This is a genomic window from Massilia sp. NBRC 108631 (assembly GCF_059704565.1).
The window spans coordinates 62,309-78,684 of the sequence record NZ_BAAKJE010000066.1; the positions used below are offsets into that span (position 1 = coordinate 62,309).

Consider the following 16,376-nt stretch of genomic DNA (forward strand, 5'->3'; position numbering starts at 1 on the left):
ATTTCTGCGGCGCACAATGCCGTTATTTGCTGAACATCAGCGCCGTCAACATGAAGTCCAGCCACCAGATCATCAGCGACGAGATCACCACGGTGCGCGTGGTGGCGCCGGCCACGTCTTCCGGCGTGGGGCGGGCTTCGTAGCCCTGGTACAGCGCGATGAAGGTGATGGCGATGCCAAACACGATACTCTTGGCGAAACCGTTGAACACATCTTTCCAGAGGTCCACGCCGCCCTGCATCTGCGACCAGAAAGCGCCCTCGTCCACGCCGATCAGCTGCACGCCGACCAGGTAGCCGCCGAAGATGCCGACCGCGCTGAAAATCGAGGCCAGCACCGGCACGGCAATCACACCGGCCCAGAAACGCGGCGCCAGCACGCGCTGCACCGGGTTGACCGCCATCATTTCCATGGCCGACAGCTGTTCGCCCGCCTTCATCAGGCCGATTTCCGCCGTCAGCGAGGTGCCGGCGCGGCCGGCGAACAGCAACGCGGTGATCACCGGCCCCAGTTCGCGCGTCAGCCCCAGCGCCACCAGCAGGCCGAGCGACTGCTCGGCGCCGTATTTGTTCAGCGTGTAATAGCCCTGCAGGCCCAGCACCATGCCGACGAACAGGCCGGACAGCGTAATGATGAGCATCGAATAATTGCCGATGAAGTGCAGTTGCTCGACGATCAGGCGCGGACGGCGCAGCAGGCCGGGCGATACGCCCAGCATGTAGAAGAAGGTGCGGGTACTGTAGCCGACGCCTTCGATGTGTTCGCGCACCCAGTTGCCGAGGCGCTCCAGCAGGCGGCCGATCATGCGCGCTCCTTCAGGCCCAGGTCGGCCGCCAGCGACTTGCCCGGGTAGTGGAAGGGCACCGGGCCGTCGGCCTCGGCGTGCACGAACTGCTTCACGTAAGGGTCGGCCGACACCATCATTTCGTCCGGCGTGCCGTGCGCCACCACCTTGCCCTGCGACAGGAAGTAGACGTAGTCGGCGATGTGGAACGATTCCTTCACGTCGTGCGACACCAGGATGGTGGTCGAGCCGAGCGCGTCGTTCAGGTTGCGGATCAGGTTGGCGGTCACGCCCATCGATATCGGGTCCAGGCCGGCGAACGGTTCATCGTACATAATCAGTTGCGGGTCGAGCGCGATGGAGCGCGCCAGCGCCACGCGGCGCGCCATGCCGCCGGAAATCTCGCCCGGCTTCATCCTGGCGGCGTTGCGCAGGCCCACGGCGTGCAGTTTCATCAGCACCAGGTCGCGGATCAGCTCTTCGGCCAGGTCGGTGTGCTCGCGCAGCGGGAAGGCCACGTTCTCGAACACCGACAGGTCGGTAAACAGCGCGCCGTGCTGGAACAGCATGCCCATTTTGCGGCGCAGCAGATACAGGTCGTCGGTCTTCAATTTGTGAACGATCTGGCCGTCCACCGACACGTGGCCCTTGGACGGGCGGATCTGGCCGCCGATCAGGCGCAGCACCGTGGTCTTGCCGCTGCCCGAGCCACCCATGACCGCCACCACCTTCCCGCGCGGGAAGTCCATCTGGAGGCCCGACAATATCGACCTTTTTCCATAGGAGAAGTGTAAATCACGGATTTCGACTAGATTCGGCACGACCACGCTCACTTTTTTGAATCCCGTATTGTAGTGCAGAAACGCCAACCTCTGCTGAGAGCCCCCTCGGGAGGGGGAGGCAAGAGGCAAATAATACAACATTAATAACTAGAAAGTCAGTAATTTACATCTGGAAAGGTTTGTTAATTGCTGCATTGCAGCAAAGCGCAGCCAAAGAAAAGGCCCCTCAGGGCCTGATGCCGCGCCGCCGGCGAACGCGGCTAGACGCGCTTGCCCCACACCAGGCCGGCCGCCTTGTCGGATTTGATGCGGGCGTCATGGCTGGCCACCGCGGCGAGCTGCTCGAGGCGGCGGCGCTCCATTTCAGCGGCGATATCCACCTTATGCTGCTCGCTGGCGGGCAATTGTTTGTTGAACACCATGTCGTAGACGCAGCGCTGGGCCAGCGCCAGGTCGGCGGCCCCCGGCGTTTCATATTTGCCACGGTTGGACTTCAGGTAGACGTATTCGCCGCCCTTCAGGCAGAAGTACAGATGGGTCGGCGTGCCCTTCGCGTTTTTCCAGGTCAGATGCGGCCAGGAACGCACCATCACGGCGTGGGTGTCGTCGGAGATGGTGACATGGGCCTGGCGGTAGCCGCCGGGCGCAGGACTCAGCTGCCACATGACGTAGCCGCTCTTTTCAATCGAATCGTACTTTTGCGTCAGGCCGCTAATGGTCGCCACAACGTCATCCCTCTCCGTGCGTTAAGTCGTTCAATATCGCAAATGATTGCCGCATTGTCAATAAAAAAACCGGAGCCGTCGAGGATCGCCCGTCGTGCTCCGGTGGGAGTGAAACTACTACTTGGGAATCAGCGCGGCAGGACCGACGAACCCATCAGGAATTCATCGACTGCGCGGGCGCACTGGCGGCCTTCGCGGATGGCCCAGACCACGAGGGACTGGCCACGGCGCATGTCGCCGGCGGCAAATACTTTGGCGACCGAGGTCTTGTAGCTCTGCTCGCCCTCGGTGCTGGCCTTGGCGTTGCCGCGGCCATCCTTGTCGACGCTGAAGGCATCCAGGATGTTTTGCACCGGCGACACGAAGCCCATGGCCAGGAACACCAGGTCGGCCTTCATTTCAAATTCGGAGTTCGGCACTTCCTGCATCTTGCCGTCCTTCCACTCCACGCGGCAGGCGATCAGCTTCTCGACCTTGCCGCCCTTGCCTTCCAGGCGCTTGGTGGCCACCGCCCAGTCGCGCTCGCAGCCTTCCTCGTGCGACGAGGAGGTGCGCAGCTTGGTCGGCCAGTATGGCCACACCAGCGGCTTGTTTTCTTGTTCCGGCGGCATCGGCATCAGTTCGAACTGGGTCACCGAGGCTGCGCCCTGGCGGTTCGAGGTGCCGACGCAGTCGGAACCGGTGTCGCCGCCGCCGATCACCACCACGTGCTTGCCGGTGGCCTTGATCTGGTCTTTCACCTTGTCGCCGGCGTTGATCTTGTTCTGCTGCGGCAGGAAGTCCATGGCGAAGTGCACGCCCTTCAGCTCGCGGCCCGGTACCGGCAGGTCGCGCGGCTGCTCGGCGCCGCCGGCCAGGATCACGGCGTCGAATTCCTTCTCCAGGTCTTCCGGGAAGATGGTTTCCTTGGCCCAGTTGTTGACATTGGCCGGGAAATCCTTGCCGATCAGCACACTGGTGCGGAAAGTCACGCCTTCGGCCTGCATCTGCTCGACGCGGCGGTCGATGTGCGACTTTTCCATCTTGAAGTCGGGAATGCCGTAGCGCAGCAGGCCGCCGATGCGGTCGCTCTTCTCGAACACGGTCACGTCGTGGCCGACACGGGCCAGCTGCTGGGCCGCCGCCAGGCCGGCCGGGCCGGAGCCCACGACAGCGACCTTCTTGCCGGTCTTGCTTTCGGCCGGCTGGGGTACCACCCAGCCGTGCGCCCAGCCTTCGTCGATGATCTTGTGCTCGATCGACTTGATGCCCACCGGGTCGTCGCTGATGCCCAGGGTACAGGCCGTTTCGCACGGCGCCGGGCAGATGCGGCCGGTGAACTCGGGGAAGTTGTTGGTCGAGTGCAGCACGTCCAGCGCGTCGCGGTAGTTGCCGCGATAGACCAGGTCGTTCCAGTCCGGGATGATGTTGTTGACCGGGCAGCCGTTGTTGCAGAACGGGATGCCGCAGTCCATGCAGCGCGCGCCTTGCACCTTGGCCTGGTCGTTGCTCAGGTGCAGGACGAATTCCTTGTAGTTCTTGAGGCGCGACTCGGGAGCCAGATAGCTCTCTTCCTGACGCTTGAATTCCATGAAGCCGGTGATTTTACCCACGATAATTCCTTATTCTTGTCCAGTTCAGGCGGCGATGGCCTGGGTTTCCATTTCCAGCGCGGCGTTGTCCGCCATCTCGATCAGGGCGCGCTTGTACTCGTTCGGGAATACTTTCACGAACTTGGCGCGGCCTTCGGCCCAGTTGTCGAGCAACAGGCGGGCGCGGGTGCTGCCGGTGTGCTTGAAGTGGCGCTCGATCAGGCGCTTCAGGATCACCTCGTCGGCCTCCGGTTCGCCGTCGCGGTGCTGCGCGTGCCAGGTGTTCCGGTCCAGCTTCTGCTCGGCGGCAGGCAGCACGGACTCCAGGCTGACCATGGCGGGGTTGCACTTCTGCGCGAAATCGCCGTCCGGGTCGTACACGTAGGCGATGCCGCCCGACATGCCCGCCGCGAAGTTGCGGCCAGTGGCGCCCAGCACCACCACGGTGCCGCCGGTCATGTATTCGCAGCCGTGGTCGCCCACGCCTTCGACAATGGCCGTGGCGCCCGAGTTGCGCACCGCGAAGCGTTCACCGGCCACGCCGTTGAAGAAGGCTTCGCCGGCAATCGCGCCGTACAGCACGGTGTTGCCGATGATGATGTTGTTGACGGCCCAGCCGCGGAACTCGGTGTTCGGACGCACGATGATGCGGCCGCCCGACAAGCCCTTGCCGACGTAGTCGTTGCCCTCGCCCACCAGGTCCAGCGTGATGCCGTGCGCCAGGAAAGCGGCGGCGGACTGGCCGGCCGTGCCCTGCAGCTGGATGTGGATGGTGTCGTCCGGCAGGCCGGCGTGGCCGTAGCGCTTGGCCACTTCGCCCGACAGCATGGTGCCCACGGTGCGGTTCAGGTTCTTCACCGGCGAGATGAAGGACACCCGTTCGCCCTTCTCCAGCGCGGCCTTGGCTTGCGCGATCAGCTTGTGGTCCAGCGCCTTGTCCAGGCCGTGGTCCTGGTCTTCCACGTGGCGGATGGCTTGCTCGCCCTGCACCTGCGGCTGGAAGAAGATGTTGCTGAAGTCCAGGCCCTGCGCCTTCCAGTGGGTGATGGCTTTGGACTTGTCCAGCAGGTCCACGCGGCCGATCAGCTCGTCGTAAGTGCGGATGCCCAGCTGGGCCATCAGCTGGCGCGCTTCTTCGGCTACGAAGAAGAAGTAGTTCACCACGTATTCCGGCTTGCCCTGGAACTTGGCGCGCAGCACCGGATCCTGGGTGGCCACGCCCACCGGGCAGGTGTTCAGGTGGCATTTGCGCATCATGATGCAGCCTTCCACCACCAGCGGCGCGGTGGCGAAGCCGATCTCGTCGGCGCCCAGCATGGCGGCGATCACCACGTCGCGGCCGGTGCGCATCTGGCCGTCGGCCTGGACGCGGATGCGGCTGCGCAGGCCGTTGAGCACCAGCGTCTGCTGGGTCTCGGCCAGGCCCAGCTCCCAAGGGGTGCCGGCATGCTTGACCGAGGACAGCGGCGAGGCGCCGGTGCCGCCGTCATGGCCGGCCACCACCACGTGGTCGGCCTTGGCCTTGGTGACGCCGGCGGCCACGGTGCCGATACCGACTTCGGACACCAGCTTGACCGAGATCGAGGCGCGCGGGTTGACGTTCTTCAGGTCGTGGATCAGCTGGGCCAGATCTTCGATCGAGTAGATGTCGTGGTGCGGCGGCGGCGAAATCAGGCCCACGCCCGGCACCGAGAAGCGCAGCTGGGCAATGTATTCGGACACTTTATGGCCCGGCAGCTGGCCGCCTTCGCCGGGCTTGGCGCCCTGCGCCATCTTGATCTGGATCTGGTCGGCCGAGTTCAGGTACTCGGCGGTGACGCCGAAGCGGCCCGAGGCCACCTGCTTGATGCGCGAACGCATGGAGTCGCCCGCCTGCAGCGGAATGTCGACCACCACTTGTTCCTTGCCCACCACGGAGGCCATGGTGTCGCCCTGCTTGATCGGGATGCCCTTCAGTTCCATGCTGTAGCGGGCCGGATCTTCGCCGCCTTCGCCGGTGTTGGACTTGCCGCCGATGCGGTTCATGGCCACGGCCAGGGTGGCGTGCGCCTCGGTCGAGATCGAGCCGAGCGACATGGCGCCGGTGGCGAAGCGCTTGACGATTTCCTTGGCCGGCTCGACTTCGTCCAGCGCGATGGCCTTGGCCGGGTCGAGCTTGAACTCGAACAGGCCGCGCAGGGTCAGGTGGCGCTTGCTCTGGTCGTTGATGATCTGCGCGTACTCTTTATAGGTCGAGTAGTTGTTGGCGCGGGTCGAGTGCTGCAGCTTGGCGATCGCGTCCGGCGTCCACAGGTGGTCCTCGCCGCGGATGCGGAAGGCGTACTCGCCGCCCGCGTCCAGCGCTTCCTTCAGCAGCGGATCGTTGCCGAAGGCCAGGTTGTGCAGGCGCAGCGCTTCTTCCGCCACTTCGAACACGCCGATGCCTTCCACGTTGGAGGCGGTGCCCTTGAAGTACTTGTCCACCAGCGACTTGTTCAGGCCGATCGCTTCGAAGATCTGCGCGCCGCAGTACGACATATAGGTCGAGATGCCCATCTTGGACATGACCTTCATCAAGCCCTTGCCGATGGCCTTGGTATAGTTGTAGATGGCTTGCTCGCCGCTCAGCTCGCCCGACATTTCGTGGGCCAGCTCCATCAGCGTTTCCATCGCCAGATAGGGGTGCACGGCTTCCGCGCCGTAGCCCGCCAGCAGGGCGAAGTGGTGGGTTTCGCGGGCCGAGCCGGTTTCCACCACCAGGCCGGTCGAGGCGCGCAGGCCTTTCGACACCAGGTGCTGGTGGATGGTGGAGGTGGCCAGCAGCGCCGGGATTGCCACGCGGTCCGGGCCGATCGAACGGTCCGACACGATCAGGATGTTGTGGCCGGACTTGACCGCGTCAACGGCTTCCGCGCACAGCGAGGCCAGGCAGGCTTCCACGCCTTCCTTGCCCCAGGCCAGCGGGTAGCAGATGTTCAGCTCGTACGACTTGAACTTGCCGCCGGTGTGCAGCGAGATGCCGCGCAGGCGCGCCATGTCGTCGAAGCCCAGCACCGGCTGCGACACTTCCAGGCGCATCGGCGGGTTCACGTTGTTGGTGTCGAGCAGGTTCGGTTTCGGGCCGATGAAGGACACCAGCGACATCACCATCGCTTCGCGGATCGGGTCGATCGGCGGATTGGTCACCTGGGCGAACAGCTGCTTGAAGTAGTTGTACAGCGGCTTGAGCTTGTTGGACATGACGGCCAGCGGCGAGTCGTTGCCCATGGAGCCGGTGGCTTCCTCGCCGGCGGCGGCCATCGGCGCCATCAGGAAACGCAGGTCTTCCTGGGTGTAGCCGAAGGCTTGCTGGCGGTCCAGCACGGACGCGACGGCTTTTTCGCCCGGCGCGGCGCTGTACTTGATGCGGTTGTGCGCCTGCTGGCTCTCGGACAGCTTGATCTCGTTGAGCTTGATGCGCACCGCGTTGATCCAGGCCTTGTAGGGCTTGGCGTTGGCGTAGGTGTCCTTCAGTTCCTTGTCGTCGATGATGCGGCCCGCTTCCAGGTCGATCAGGAACATCTTGCCCGGCTGCAGACGCCACTTCTGGATGATCTTCGATTCCGGGATCGGCAGCACGCCCGATTCGGACGCCATCACCACCAGGTCGTCGTCGGTGATGATGTAGCGCGCGGGACGCAAGCCGTTGCGGTCCAGCGTGCCGCCGATGTAGCGGCCGTCGGTGAAGGCCATGGCGGCCGGGCCGTCCCATGGTTCCATCATGGCCGCATGGTATTCGTAGAAGGCCTTGCGGTTGTCGTCCATCAGGGTGTGGTTTTCCCACGCCTCGGGGATCATCATCATCATGGCCTGCGCCAGCGGATAGCCCGCCATCAGCAACAGTTCCAGCGCGTTGTCGAAGCAGGCGGTGTCCGACTGGCCTTCGTAGATCAGCGGGAACAGCTTCTGCAGGTCGTCGCCCAGCACGGCCGACTTCATCACGCCTTCGCGGGCGCGCATCCAGTTGAAGTTGCCTTTCACCGTGTTGATTTCGCCGTTGTGGGCGATCAGGCGGTACGGGTGGGCCAGCGGCCACTCAGGGAAGGTGTTGGTGGAGAACCGCTGGTGCACCAGCGCCAGCGCCGAGATGCAGCGCGGATCCTGCAAGTCTTTATAGTAGACGCCGACCTGGTCGGCCAGCAGCAGGCCTTTGTAGACCACGGTGCGGGCCGACATCGACGGCACGAAGAATTCCTTGCCGTGCAGCAGTTTGAGCGCCTGGATGGCGTGGCCGGACGATTTGCGGATCACATACAGTTTGCGCTCGAGCGCGTCGGTCACCATGATGTCCGGGCCGCGGCCGATGAAGATCTGGCGGATGATCGGTTCTTTGGCGCGCACGGTGGGCGACATCGGCATGTCGTAGTCGACCGGCACATTGCGCCAGCCCAGCACGACCTGGCCTTCGATGCGCACGGCGCGCTCGATTTCCTGTTCGCAGGCGATGCGCGACGCGTTTTCCTTCGGCAGGAACACCATGCCCACGCCGTATTCGCCTGGCGGCGGCAGTTCCACGCCCTGCTTGGCCATTTCGTCGCGGTAGTACTGGTCCGGGATCTGGATCAGGATGCCGGCGCCATCGCCCATCAGCGCATCGGCGCCCACGGCGCCCCGGTGATCCAGGTTCTTCAGGATCAGCAGACCCTGCTCCACGATGGAATGGCTCTTGTTGCCCTTGATGTGGGCGACGAAACCGACGCCGCAGGCGTCATGTTCATTAGCTGGGTCGTACAAACCTTGCGCAATCATGCGTTTCTCCACTGCTGATAACTATCGAAAAGTCAGAGTAGTGCAATGCACAAAAAAACTCAACAAGAATAATTAGGGTCGGAGTCGAATTAATTTTTTACGCGTCGGTTTGAAATTTAATTAGGGACACAGTCATTCGCCTTGTTCGGCCGGCGCACTTTTCTTGAAGGGACGGCCGCGCTTGGCCGGCAACACCTGGCGCTTGACGCGGTTTTGCAGCTCCGTCTTGAAGCGCTCCGAACCCAGCGGCCAGCCCTTGAGCACGGCCTGTTCCACCGTGGCGATCTCCTCCGGGGACAGGTCGCTGCCGGCCAGTTCCTTGTACGCCACTTCGCGCTGGAACGGCGTGTTGCCCAGCGCCCAGTACAGCGCGTGGTCGGTCACCGCCGGATCGGAGCGCAAGCCCGCATGGTGGGCATAGCTGGACCAGGCGTACTGCTCCGGCTGGCCCGCTAGGCCCTTGCGCACCGGCAGGAACTCGATATAACGGCTATTGCTCATCAGGTATGACTCGGCGTCGATGAGCGAGGTCTTGTAGCGGCCCTGCCACAGGGTGCCGGCGCGGCCGTATTTCTGGTTGAAGTAGGGCACGTAGTAGCGCCCTATCCACTGCATCATCAAGCCCAGCCCGTCTTCGTCGCTGGGGGTGACCAGGAAATGCAGCTCGGCGGGCGTCAATACGTAGGCATGCACGGCCACCTTCCAGTTTTTGGCGGCGCTGCGCAGCCAGGCAAGAAAGGCGATATAGTCGTCGGCGTCCTGGAACAGGGCCTGGCCGTTCAGGCCGCGCTGGACCACGTGGTGGGGCTGGAAAGGAACGATGAGGCGGGGCAGACGGGCCATGGCAGCGGGGATCAGCGTGGTGGAAAACGCCCATGCTACCGCATCCCACCCACTCTGTCCCCAATTATTTCGCGGCGCGCGAAAATCGCCTTGACTCCGTCCCTGATTATTGCGGCGCTGCCAGCGCGCGCCGTCCGGAAGGCGGGCCGGCCAGCTGGAACACGCTGACCGCGTGGGCCAGCGCCTGGCTCTGGTCCTGCAGCGCGGCGGCGGCCGCCGCCGCTTCCTCGACCAGGGCTGCGTTCTGCTGGGTTACCTGGTCCATCTGCGAAATGGCGCGGTTGATCTGCTCGATGCCGCTGGTCTGCTCCACGCTGGCGGCGGTGATTTCGCCGATGATGTCGCTCACCCGGCGCACATTGACCACGATTTCCTCCATGGTGCTGCCGGCCTGGTCCACCAGCCTGGCGCCGGTGGACACTTTTTCCACCGAGTCGCCGATCAGCACCTTGATTTCGCGCGCCGCCGCCGCGCTGCGCTGGGCCAGGTTGCGCACCTCGGACGCCACCACGGCAAAGCCGCGCCCCTGCTCGCCGGCACGGGCCGCCTCCACCGCCGCGTTCAGCGCCAGGATATTGGTCTGGAAGGCGATGCCGTCGATGACGCCGATGATGTCGACGATCTTGTGGGCCGAGGCGTTGATCATGCCCATGGTGTCGACCACCTGGCTGACCACGGCGCCGCCGCGCTGCGCCACGTCCGACGCCGACAGCGCCAGCGTGTGCGCCTGGCGCGAATTGTCGCCGTTCTGCTTGACGGTGGCGGTCAGCTCCTCCATCGAGGACGCGGTCTGCTGCAGCGAGCTGGCCTGCTGCTCGGTGCGGGACGACAGGTTCAGGTTGCCGCTGGCGATCTCGCCGGAGGCGCTGGCGATGGTCTCCGTGCCGCCGCGCACCTGGCTGACGATGCGCACCAGGCTGGCGTTCATCTCCTTCAGCGCCTGCAGCAACTGGCCCGTCTCGTCCCGGCTGTCGACCCGGATCCGGCTGCTCAAGTCACCTGCGGCAACGGTCTGCGCCACGCGCACCGCCTGCGCCAGCGGCGCCGTGATGGAGCGCGTGAGCACGTAGGCGAACCAGCTGCCCAGCAGCAGCACGCCGCAGGCCATGGCCAGCAGGAACAGGCGGCCGTCGCGGAACTGCTGCTGCACCTGGCCGGCCAGCACCCGGCCCACGCCGGCCTCGTGCTCGCCGATCTGTTCGACGGCGCGCTGGTAGCCCGCGAACTGCCGTTCCAGCTTGCCGTCCACCAATTGCCGGGCGCCGTCGGCGTCGCCGCCCTTCTTCAGCGCGAACACCGCGTCGCGGGTGGCGGCGTAGTCCTTGCGCACCGCGCCCACGGCCTCCAGCAGGCGCTTTTCCTCGCCGCTGGCCAGCAGCGGTTCGAGCTGCTTCTGGATGGCGTTGACGCGCTCGCGCGTGGCGGCCGCCTTGTCGGCCTCGGCCTTCGATTCCACTTGTTCGGGATTGCGGGCGAACGCCATCACGCGCACGCCGCTGATGCTGATCAGGCCATGCCACTCGGCGGTCAGGCGCTCCTTGAGCATGGCGCTGCCCACCATCTCCTCGCTCAGCTGGCCCACCGCCTGCAAGCGCCAGACGCCGGCCGCCGCCATCATCAGCATCATCAGCATGACGACGCCGAAGCCGCCGCCCAGCCGCACGCCTATCCCCAGATTCCGCACCTTTACCATAGCACCCTCCCGCAAGGACGCGCCGCAACCGCACCGGACCACAGGCGGCGCCTGGAAGTCCATGGTAAGTCAAATGGTATGGCTGGAAACTATTGCAATGTCACGCCGCGCGCGGCGGCGCCATCCGTTTCAGGAGAGGTTGAAGCTGGCGGACAGACTGTAGCCTTCGCCGTAGGCGCTGCGCAGCGGCAGATCCTCGCCCAGGCCGCTGCGCGCCTTCTTGCGCAGGCGGTACACCAGCATGTCGACGCGGCGGCCGGCGTCCGGGTCGTCGCCGCCGATGCCGGCCACGATGACCTGGCGCGGCACGGGACGCGTGTTAATCGTCAGCAGGTGCAGGAAGTTGCATTCTTTTTCCGTCAGCGTGATGGACTGGCCGGACAGTTCCAGCAGGCGGGCGCTGAGCTTCAAGGTCCACTTATTGGGCAGCGGCACCGGCTCCTGCGGACCGACGCGGCGGTCCAGCGCCTCGATATGGGCGGCCAGTTCCGGGAACTTGATGGGCTTGGTCAGGTAATGGTCGGCGCCCAGGCGCAGGCCGAGGATGCGGTTGTCGAAGGCCACGCGGCCGGTCAGCACCAGCAGGCCGATCTGCGGATACAGCTGGCGCATGCGCGGAATGACGTTGAAGCCGTCCTCGTCGGGCAGGCCCAGGTCGAGCACCACCACGCCAACGTTGCCCTGGCTGAGTGCCGACCACATTTCGCCGGCGTTGTTGGTGATGTGGACTTCGTGTTCAAGCTCAGTCAGGAACTCTGCCATTTCCTCGGCATAGTCCAGATTGTCTTCCACGATCAGTATTTGCGTCATTGATGCGCCAATCTCAAATTAGTTGCAAGCCGAAGCTTGCGTGCGAGAATTATCACGGTTGCAATCGCGCGGCGCAAGGTATTTCCCGGCTCAGGCCGGTATAGGCAGCCAAATCCTAAATTTCTTGCCGCTTTCAGCAAAATTTTCCACCGTCAGCGTGCCGCCGTGCACTTCCACCACCGCGCGCGCCATGTACAGGCCCAGGCCCGAGCCCGGTATGCCGTCGGCGGCGCGGCCGCGAAAGCCCCTGTCGAACAGCTTACCCACTTCATCGGCAGGTATGCCAGCCCCCCGGTCCGATACCGACAACTCTATTCCGCCTTCTGTTGCTTTTTTGCCGACAAGCGTTATCTCGTCGCTATCATCTGTGTACTTAATGGCATTGTCCAGCAAAATGTCCAGGACGAGGCGCATGCCGGCCGGATCGCAGCGCATCCATTGCGGCAAGCCGTCCTCCACCACGCGGACTGCGGCGCGCCGGGCCTGGGCCTGCCCGGCGGCATGCTCCAGCAGCGCCAGCGGCGAGACCTCGTTGGGCTGGCGCCGGCGGCCGATGCTGGCCATGCGCTCGGGCGACAGGTACTCGTCCAGCATGGCCAGCAGGCGCTCGACCGCGTTCTGGATCTTGGTGTAGCGCTTGCGGGTCGCTTCGTCGTGGTGGGCGCCCGTCATTTCCAGGCGCTGGATGGCGCCGTCAATGGTCGACAGCGGGGTGCGGAACTCGTGCGACAGCATGGAGGCGAACTTCTTCTGCTGCTTCTGCCATTGCTGGCGCTCGCTGACGTCGCGCACCGAGCCGGACAGCGCGACGGCGGCGCCGATGTCGTTTAGCACCAGCGTCGATTCGATCTCCACCGGGATCAAGTGGCCGTCGGCGTGCGCCACTTCCAGCTCGCGGCGCACGCGGAGGCGGCTGCGCTCGCCCGCCGCGAAGCGCTCCAGCCGCAGCGGCAAGTCGGCCACCAGCAGGTCCGACAGCGCTTGCGCGCGCTCCAGGTTGTAGCCGAAGCGGCGCCCGGCCGCCGGGCTCAGGTACTGGATGCGGCCGCTTTCGCAGTCCAGCAGGAAATGCACCTCGCTGCTGTTGTCGAGGATTTGCTTGTAGAGCTCGGGATTGAAGGCCGGGTCGTCCATGGCCTAGTCCGCCAGCGGGGCGAAGATCTGCTGCAGGTCTTCCTGCGTCAGCGCCATCTTCTGCGATTCGCCCTCGGCCAGGATGGACTGCGCCAGGTCGGACTTCTTCTGCTGCAGCACCTGGATTTTCTCCTCCAGCGTGCCCTTGGCGATCAGCTTGTAGACGAACACCGGCTTGTCCTGGCCGATGCGCCAGGCGCGGTCGGTGGCCTGGTTCTCGGCCGCCGGGTTCCACCACGGGTCGTAGTGGATCACGGTGTCGGCCGCGGTCAGGTTCAGGCCGACGCCACCGGCTTTCAGGCTGATCAGGAAGATCGGCACCGCGCCCTGCTGGAAGGCGGCCACCTGCGCGCTGCGGTCCTTGGTTTCGCCGGTCAGCAGCGCGTAGGGGATGTCGCGCAGCTCGAGTTCCTCCTCGATCAGCTCGAGCATCGAGGTGAACTGCGAAAACACCAGGATCTTGCGGTCTTCTTCCAGCAAATCCTCGACCATCTGCATCAGGTCGGTCAGCTTGGCCGAACCGGCGGTCTGCTTTTTCGACGGCAGCGACTTCACCAGGCGCGGGTCGCAGCACACCTGGCGCAGCTTGAGCAGCGCCTCCAGGATCACGATCTGGCTGCGCGCCACGCCCTTGCGGTCGATCTCCTCGCGCACTTTCTGGTCCATGGCCAGGCGCACCGTCTCGTACAGGTCGCGCTGGGCGCCGGTCAGCTCCACCTTGCGCACCATCTCGGTCTTGGCCGGCAATTCCTTGGCCACGTTGTCCTTGGTCCGGCGCAGCAGGAAGGGCTTGATGCGGCGGTTCAGCAGCGCGCGGCGCTGCGGGTCGTCCTGGCGCTCGATCGGATGGCGGAACTGGGCGTTGAACGATTTCTCGTCGCCCAGCAGGCCGGGCAGCAGGAAGTGGAACTGCGACCACAGCTCGCCCAGGTGGTTTTCCAGCGGCGTGCCGGACAGGCACAGGCGGTGCTTGGCCTTCAGCAGGCCGGCGCTCTGGGCCGCCTTGGAGCGGGTGTTCTTGATGTAGTGCGACTCGTCCAGGATCACCATGTGGAACTCATGCTCGCGCAGCTTTTCCTCGTCGCGCGGCAGCAGCGCGTAGGTGGTCAGCACCAGGTCGGACTGCTGGATCTGCTCGAACTGCTGCATGCGGTCCTTGCCCTGCAGCAGCAGCACGCGCAGGTCGGGCGCGAAGTGCGCGGCCTCGTCCTGCCAGTTGCCCATCAGGCTGGTCGGCGCGATCACCAGCACCGGGTGCGTCAGGCGCCCGGCTTCCTTTTCCACCAGGATGTGGGCCAGGGTCTGCACGGTCTTGCCCAGGCCCATGTCGTCGGCCAGGATGCCGGCCAGGCCGTACTCGCGCAGGAACTGCATCCAGGCCAGGCCGTCGGCCTGGTAGTCGCGCAAGGTGGCGCGCAGGCCGGCCGGCGTGGGCACGCGCTTGACCGAGTTGAACTGGTTCAGCTTGCGGCCCATGTCGCGCAGTTCCTCGCCGCCGCTCCAGTCGAAATCGACCAGGCGGGCCAGCTCGTCCAGGCGCGCCGCGTCCAGCGTGGCCATGTGCACCGCGTGCTTGATCTTGTCGTTGAAATACAGCTCGCCCAGCGTGGCCAGGATGGGCTTGACGCGGTTCCACGGCAGCGCCACGCGGGTGCCGTCGGCCAGCGTGGCCAGCATCTGGTCCTCCTCGGCGTGGGACGCCAGCGCCTTCGGGCTGAAGTCCAGCGGCGCGTTGCGTATCATCTGCACCAGCACCGGCAGCAGCGGGATGCGCTCGCCTTCCACCGTGATGCCCAGCTCCAGGTCGAACCAGGCGTTGCCGCCGTCGGCCTCGTCCGGCTCGACTTCGGCGTACCAGCCGTCCACGGCCGTCACGTCGTAGCGGTACTTGGCCGATTTCTCCACCTGCCAACCGTGCGCCATCAATTCATTCACGCCGTCGGCCGCGAAGCGCAGCCAGTCGGCCTGGCCGGCCAGCAGCAGGCCGCCGCGCACGCTCGACAGCGGCAGCGCGCTGGGCTTGCGGAAGCCCAGCGCCGCCAGCGTGGCCAGCGCATCGGCCTCGGCCTGCTCGTCGCGCTGTATCACTTCGGTCACATCGCCGCGCTGGCGCACCACGCGCTGGGACGGGTCGAACGAGACGCGCTCGCCGTCATAGTCGTAGGACAGCACGGCGAAGTCGTGCCAGCGCTGCACGCTGCCGTCGGCCAGCATGGCCGCGTCCAGCACCAGGATGGGGCGCGGCTTGACGTCCTGGCGCAGGCGCTGCGGCAGCGGCTGGGGCAGCGGCATCAGCTGCTGCAGGCCGTGCGCCAGCAGCAGCTGCGACACGCGCAGCTTGTCGTTGCTGGTGAGCAGCGGCGCCTGCGCCACCAGCGCCTGCAGGTCGGCCAGCGGGATCTCGGCGCCGCCCTGGTTCAGGAACAGCTCGCCGCACGACAGGTTGTCGATATACCACGGCGGTTCGGTCGGCAGCATGTAGTCGATCTGGTCGGCGCCGTGGTGGCGCGCGCCCTCGGGCGGCTCCACCGCCCAGCCCAGGCGCAGGCCCTTGCCTTCCTCGCGCCACGCCAGGTTGGCCTGGCGCAGGGGGCCGAACTTCATCGGATAGACCAGGCCGTTGCCCACGTCGGCCCAGGAGTTGGCCCACAGCAGCTTGTCCTGCTCGGCCAGCATGGTCAGCAGCGCCGCGCCGATCTTGCCGCGCGGCTCGGTGGCGGTGCCGGTCTGGGAATTCGGACCGCTGCGCATGGCCACGAAGAAACGGATCAGGTCATCGTCGCCGCCCGCCAGGAAGCTGGGCGGGGCAGACAGCAGCGAAAACACTTCGCTGACCGGGGTGGCGGCGGCCACGTCGCCGTTCGGCCGCAGGCGCGCCTTGTACAGGCACAGCGCCACGTGGCGCCCGCCGCTGGTGGGCGCCAGCACATAGATCAGTTTGTATTGCGGCTGGGCTGCCTTGGGGTCGGGCTCGACCGCCAGCAGCTTGGCTTTCGGGTGCGCGGCAGCGTCCACCCGCTGCAGCCACGTCGCGACGGCGTAGGGCAGTTGGGGAGCGGGGGCCGATGCCGGGGCGGAGGCCGGGGCCGGCGCAGTCGTTTCGCGGGTTTCGTCGCGGGTCAAATCCATAGTGCGCATTTGTTACTGATCGATGACGGTTTGAAGACGGTTCAAAAACTGCAACATGCAATATTATCCGGTTTAGCGTAACTCTTGTTTGTGTTTCTTCCAACATAGGACGAAGCAAGTTGGCGCATCGCTGCCGTT

At 65.2% G+C, this 16,376-nt stretch carries 10 protein-coding genes; all 10 read right to left on the reverse strand.

The window, feature by feature from the left end:
- Positions 1-22: 22 nt before the first annotated feature.
- The 10 genes from mlaE to AC6H42_RS07525 all read right to left on the reverse strand — a co-directional run bounded on the left by mlaE (position 23) and on the right by AC6H42_RS07525 (position 16,238).
- The gene (gene mlaE / locus AC6H42_RS07480; RefSeq protein WP_057154133.1) at positions 23-805 is read right to left on the reverse strand and encodes a lipid asymmetry maintenance ABC transporter permease subunit MlaE; all 783 of its coding nucleotides are present in this window, start codon (positions 803-805) and stop codon (positions 23-25) included.
- Complete coding sequence (locus tag AC6H42_RS07485) at positions 802-1,605, reverse strand: ABC transporter ATP-binding protein (RefSeq protein ID WP_082551668.1); 804 nt, start codon at positions 1,603-1,605, stop codon at positions 802-804. The genes mlaE and AC6H42_RS07485 overlap by 4 nt, the downstream gene beginning before the upstream one ends.
- Positions 1,606-1,826: 221 nt before the next feature.
- Positions 1,827-2,291, reverse strand: coding sequence for a hypothetical protein (locus AC6H42_RS07490; RefSeq protein WP_497547750.1), 465 nt, complete (start codon positions 2,289-2,291; stop codon positions 1,827-1,829).
- A gap of 128 nt (positions 2,292-2,419) precedes the next feature.
- Complete coding sequence (locus tag AC6H42_RS07495; protein WP_057154136.1) at positions 2,420-3,883, reverse strand: glutamate synthase subunit beta; 1,464 nt, start codon at positions 3,881-3,883, stop codon at positions 2,420-2,422.
- A 24-nt stretch (positions 3,884-3,907) separates the two neighbouring features.
- Entirely contained in the window at positions 3,908-8,629 is a 4,722-nt protein-coding gene (locus tag AC6H42_RS07500; RefSeq protein ID WP_497547751.1) for a glutamate synthase-related protein, read from the reverse strand.
- A 132-nt stretch (positions 8,630-8,761) separates the two neighbouring features.
- The gene (locus tag AC6H42_RS07505) at positions 8,762-9,472 is read right to left on the reverse strand and encodes a transposase (protein ID WP_057154138.1); all 711 of its coding nucleotides are present in this window, start codon (positions 9,470-9,472) and stop codon (positions 8,762-8,764) included.
- 106 nt (positions 9,473-9,578) lie between these two features.
- Positions 9,579-11,165: a methyl-accepting chemotaxis protein gene (locus tag AC6H42_RS07510; RefSeq protein WP_057154139.1), complete on the reverse strand. Its 1,587-nt coding sequence runs from the start codon at positions 11,163-11,165 to the stop codon at positions 9,579-9,581.
- A 129-nt stretch (positions 11,166-11,294) separates the two neighbouring features.
- Positions 11,295-11,975, reverse strand: a complete 681-nt coding sequence (locus tag AC6H42_RS07515; protein WP_057154140.1) for a response regulator transcription factor — start codon at positions 11,973-11,975, stop codon at positions 11,295-11,297.
- 90 nt (positions 11,976-12,065) lie between these two features.
- Positions 12,066-13,109 carry a PAS domain-containing sensor histidine kinase gene (locus AC6H42_RS07520; RefSeq protein WP_497547752.1) on the reverse strand — a complete coding sequence of 348 codons (1,044 nt, stop codon included), beginning with the start codon at positions 13,107-13,109 and terminating at the stop codon, positions 12,066-12,068.
- A 3-nt stretch (positions 13,110-13,112) separates the two neighbouring features.
- Positions 13,113-16,238, reverse strand: a complete 3,126-nt coding sequence (locus tag AC6H42_RS07525; RefSeq protein WP_057154142.1) for a DEAD/DEAH box helicase — start codon at positions 16,236-16,238, stop codon at positions 13,113-13,115.
- Between the last annotated feature and the right edge of the window lie 138 nt (positions 16,239-16,376).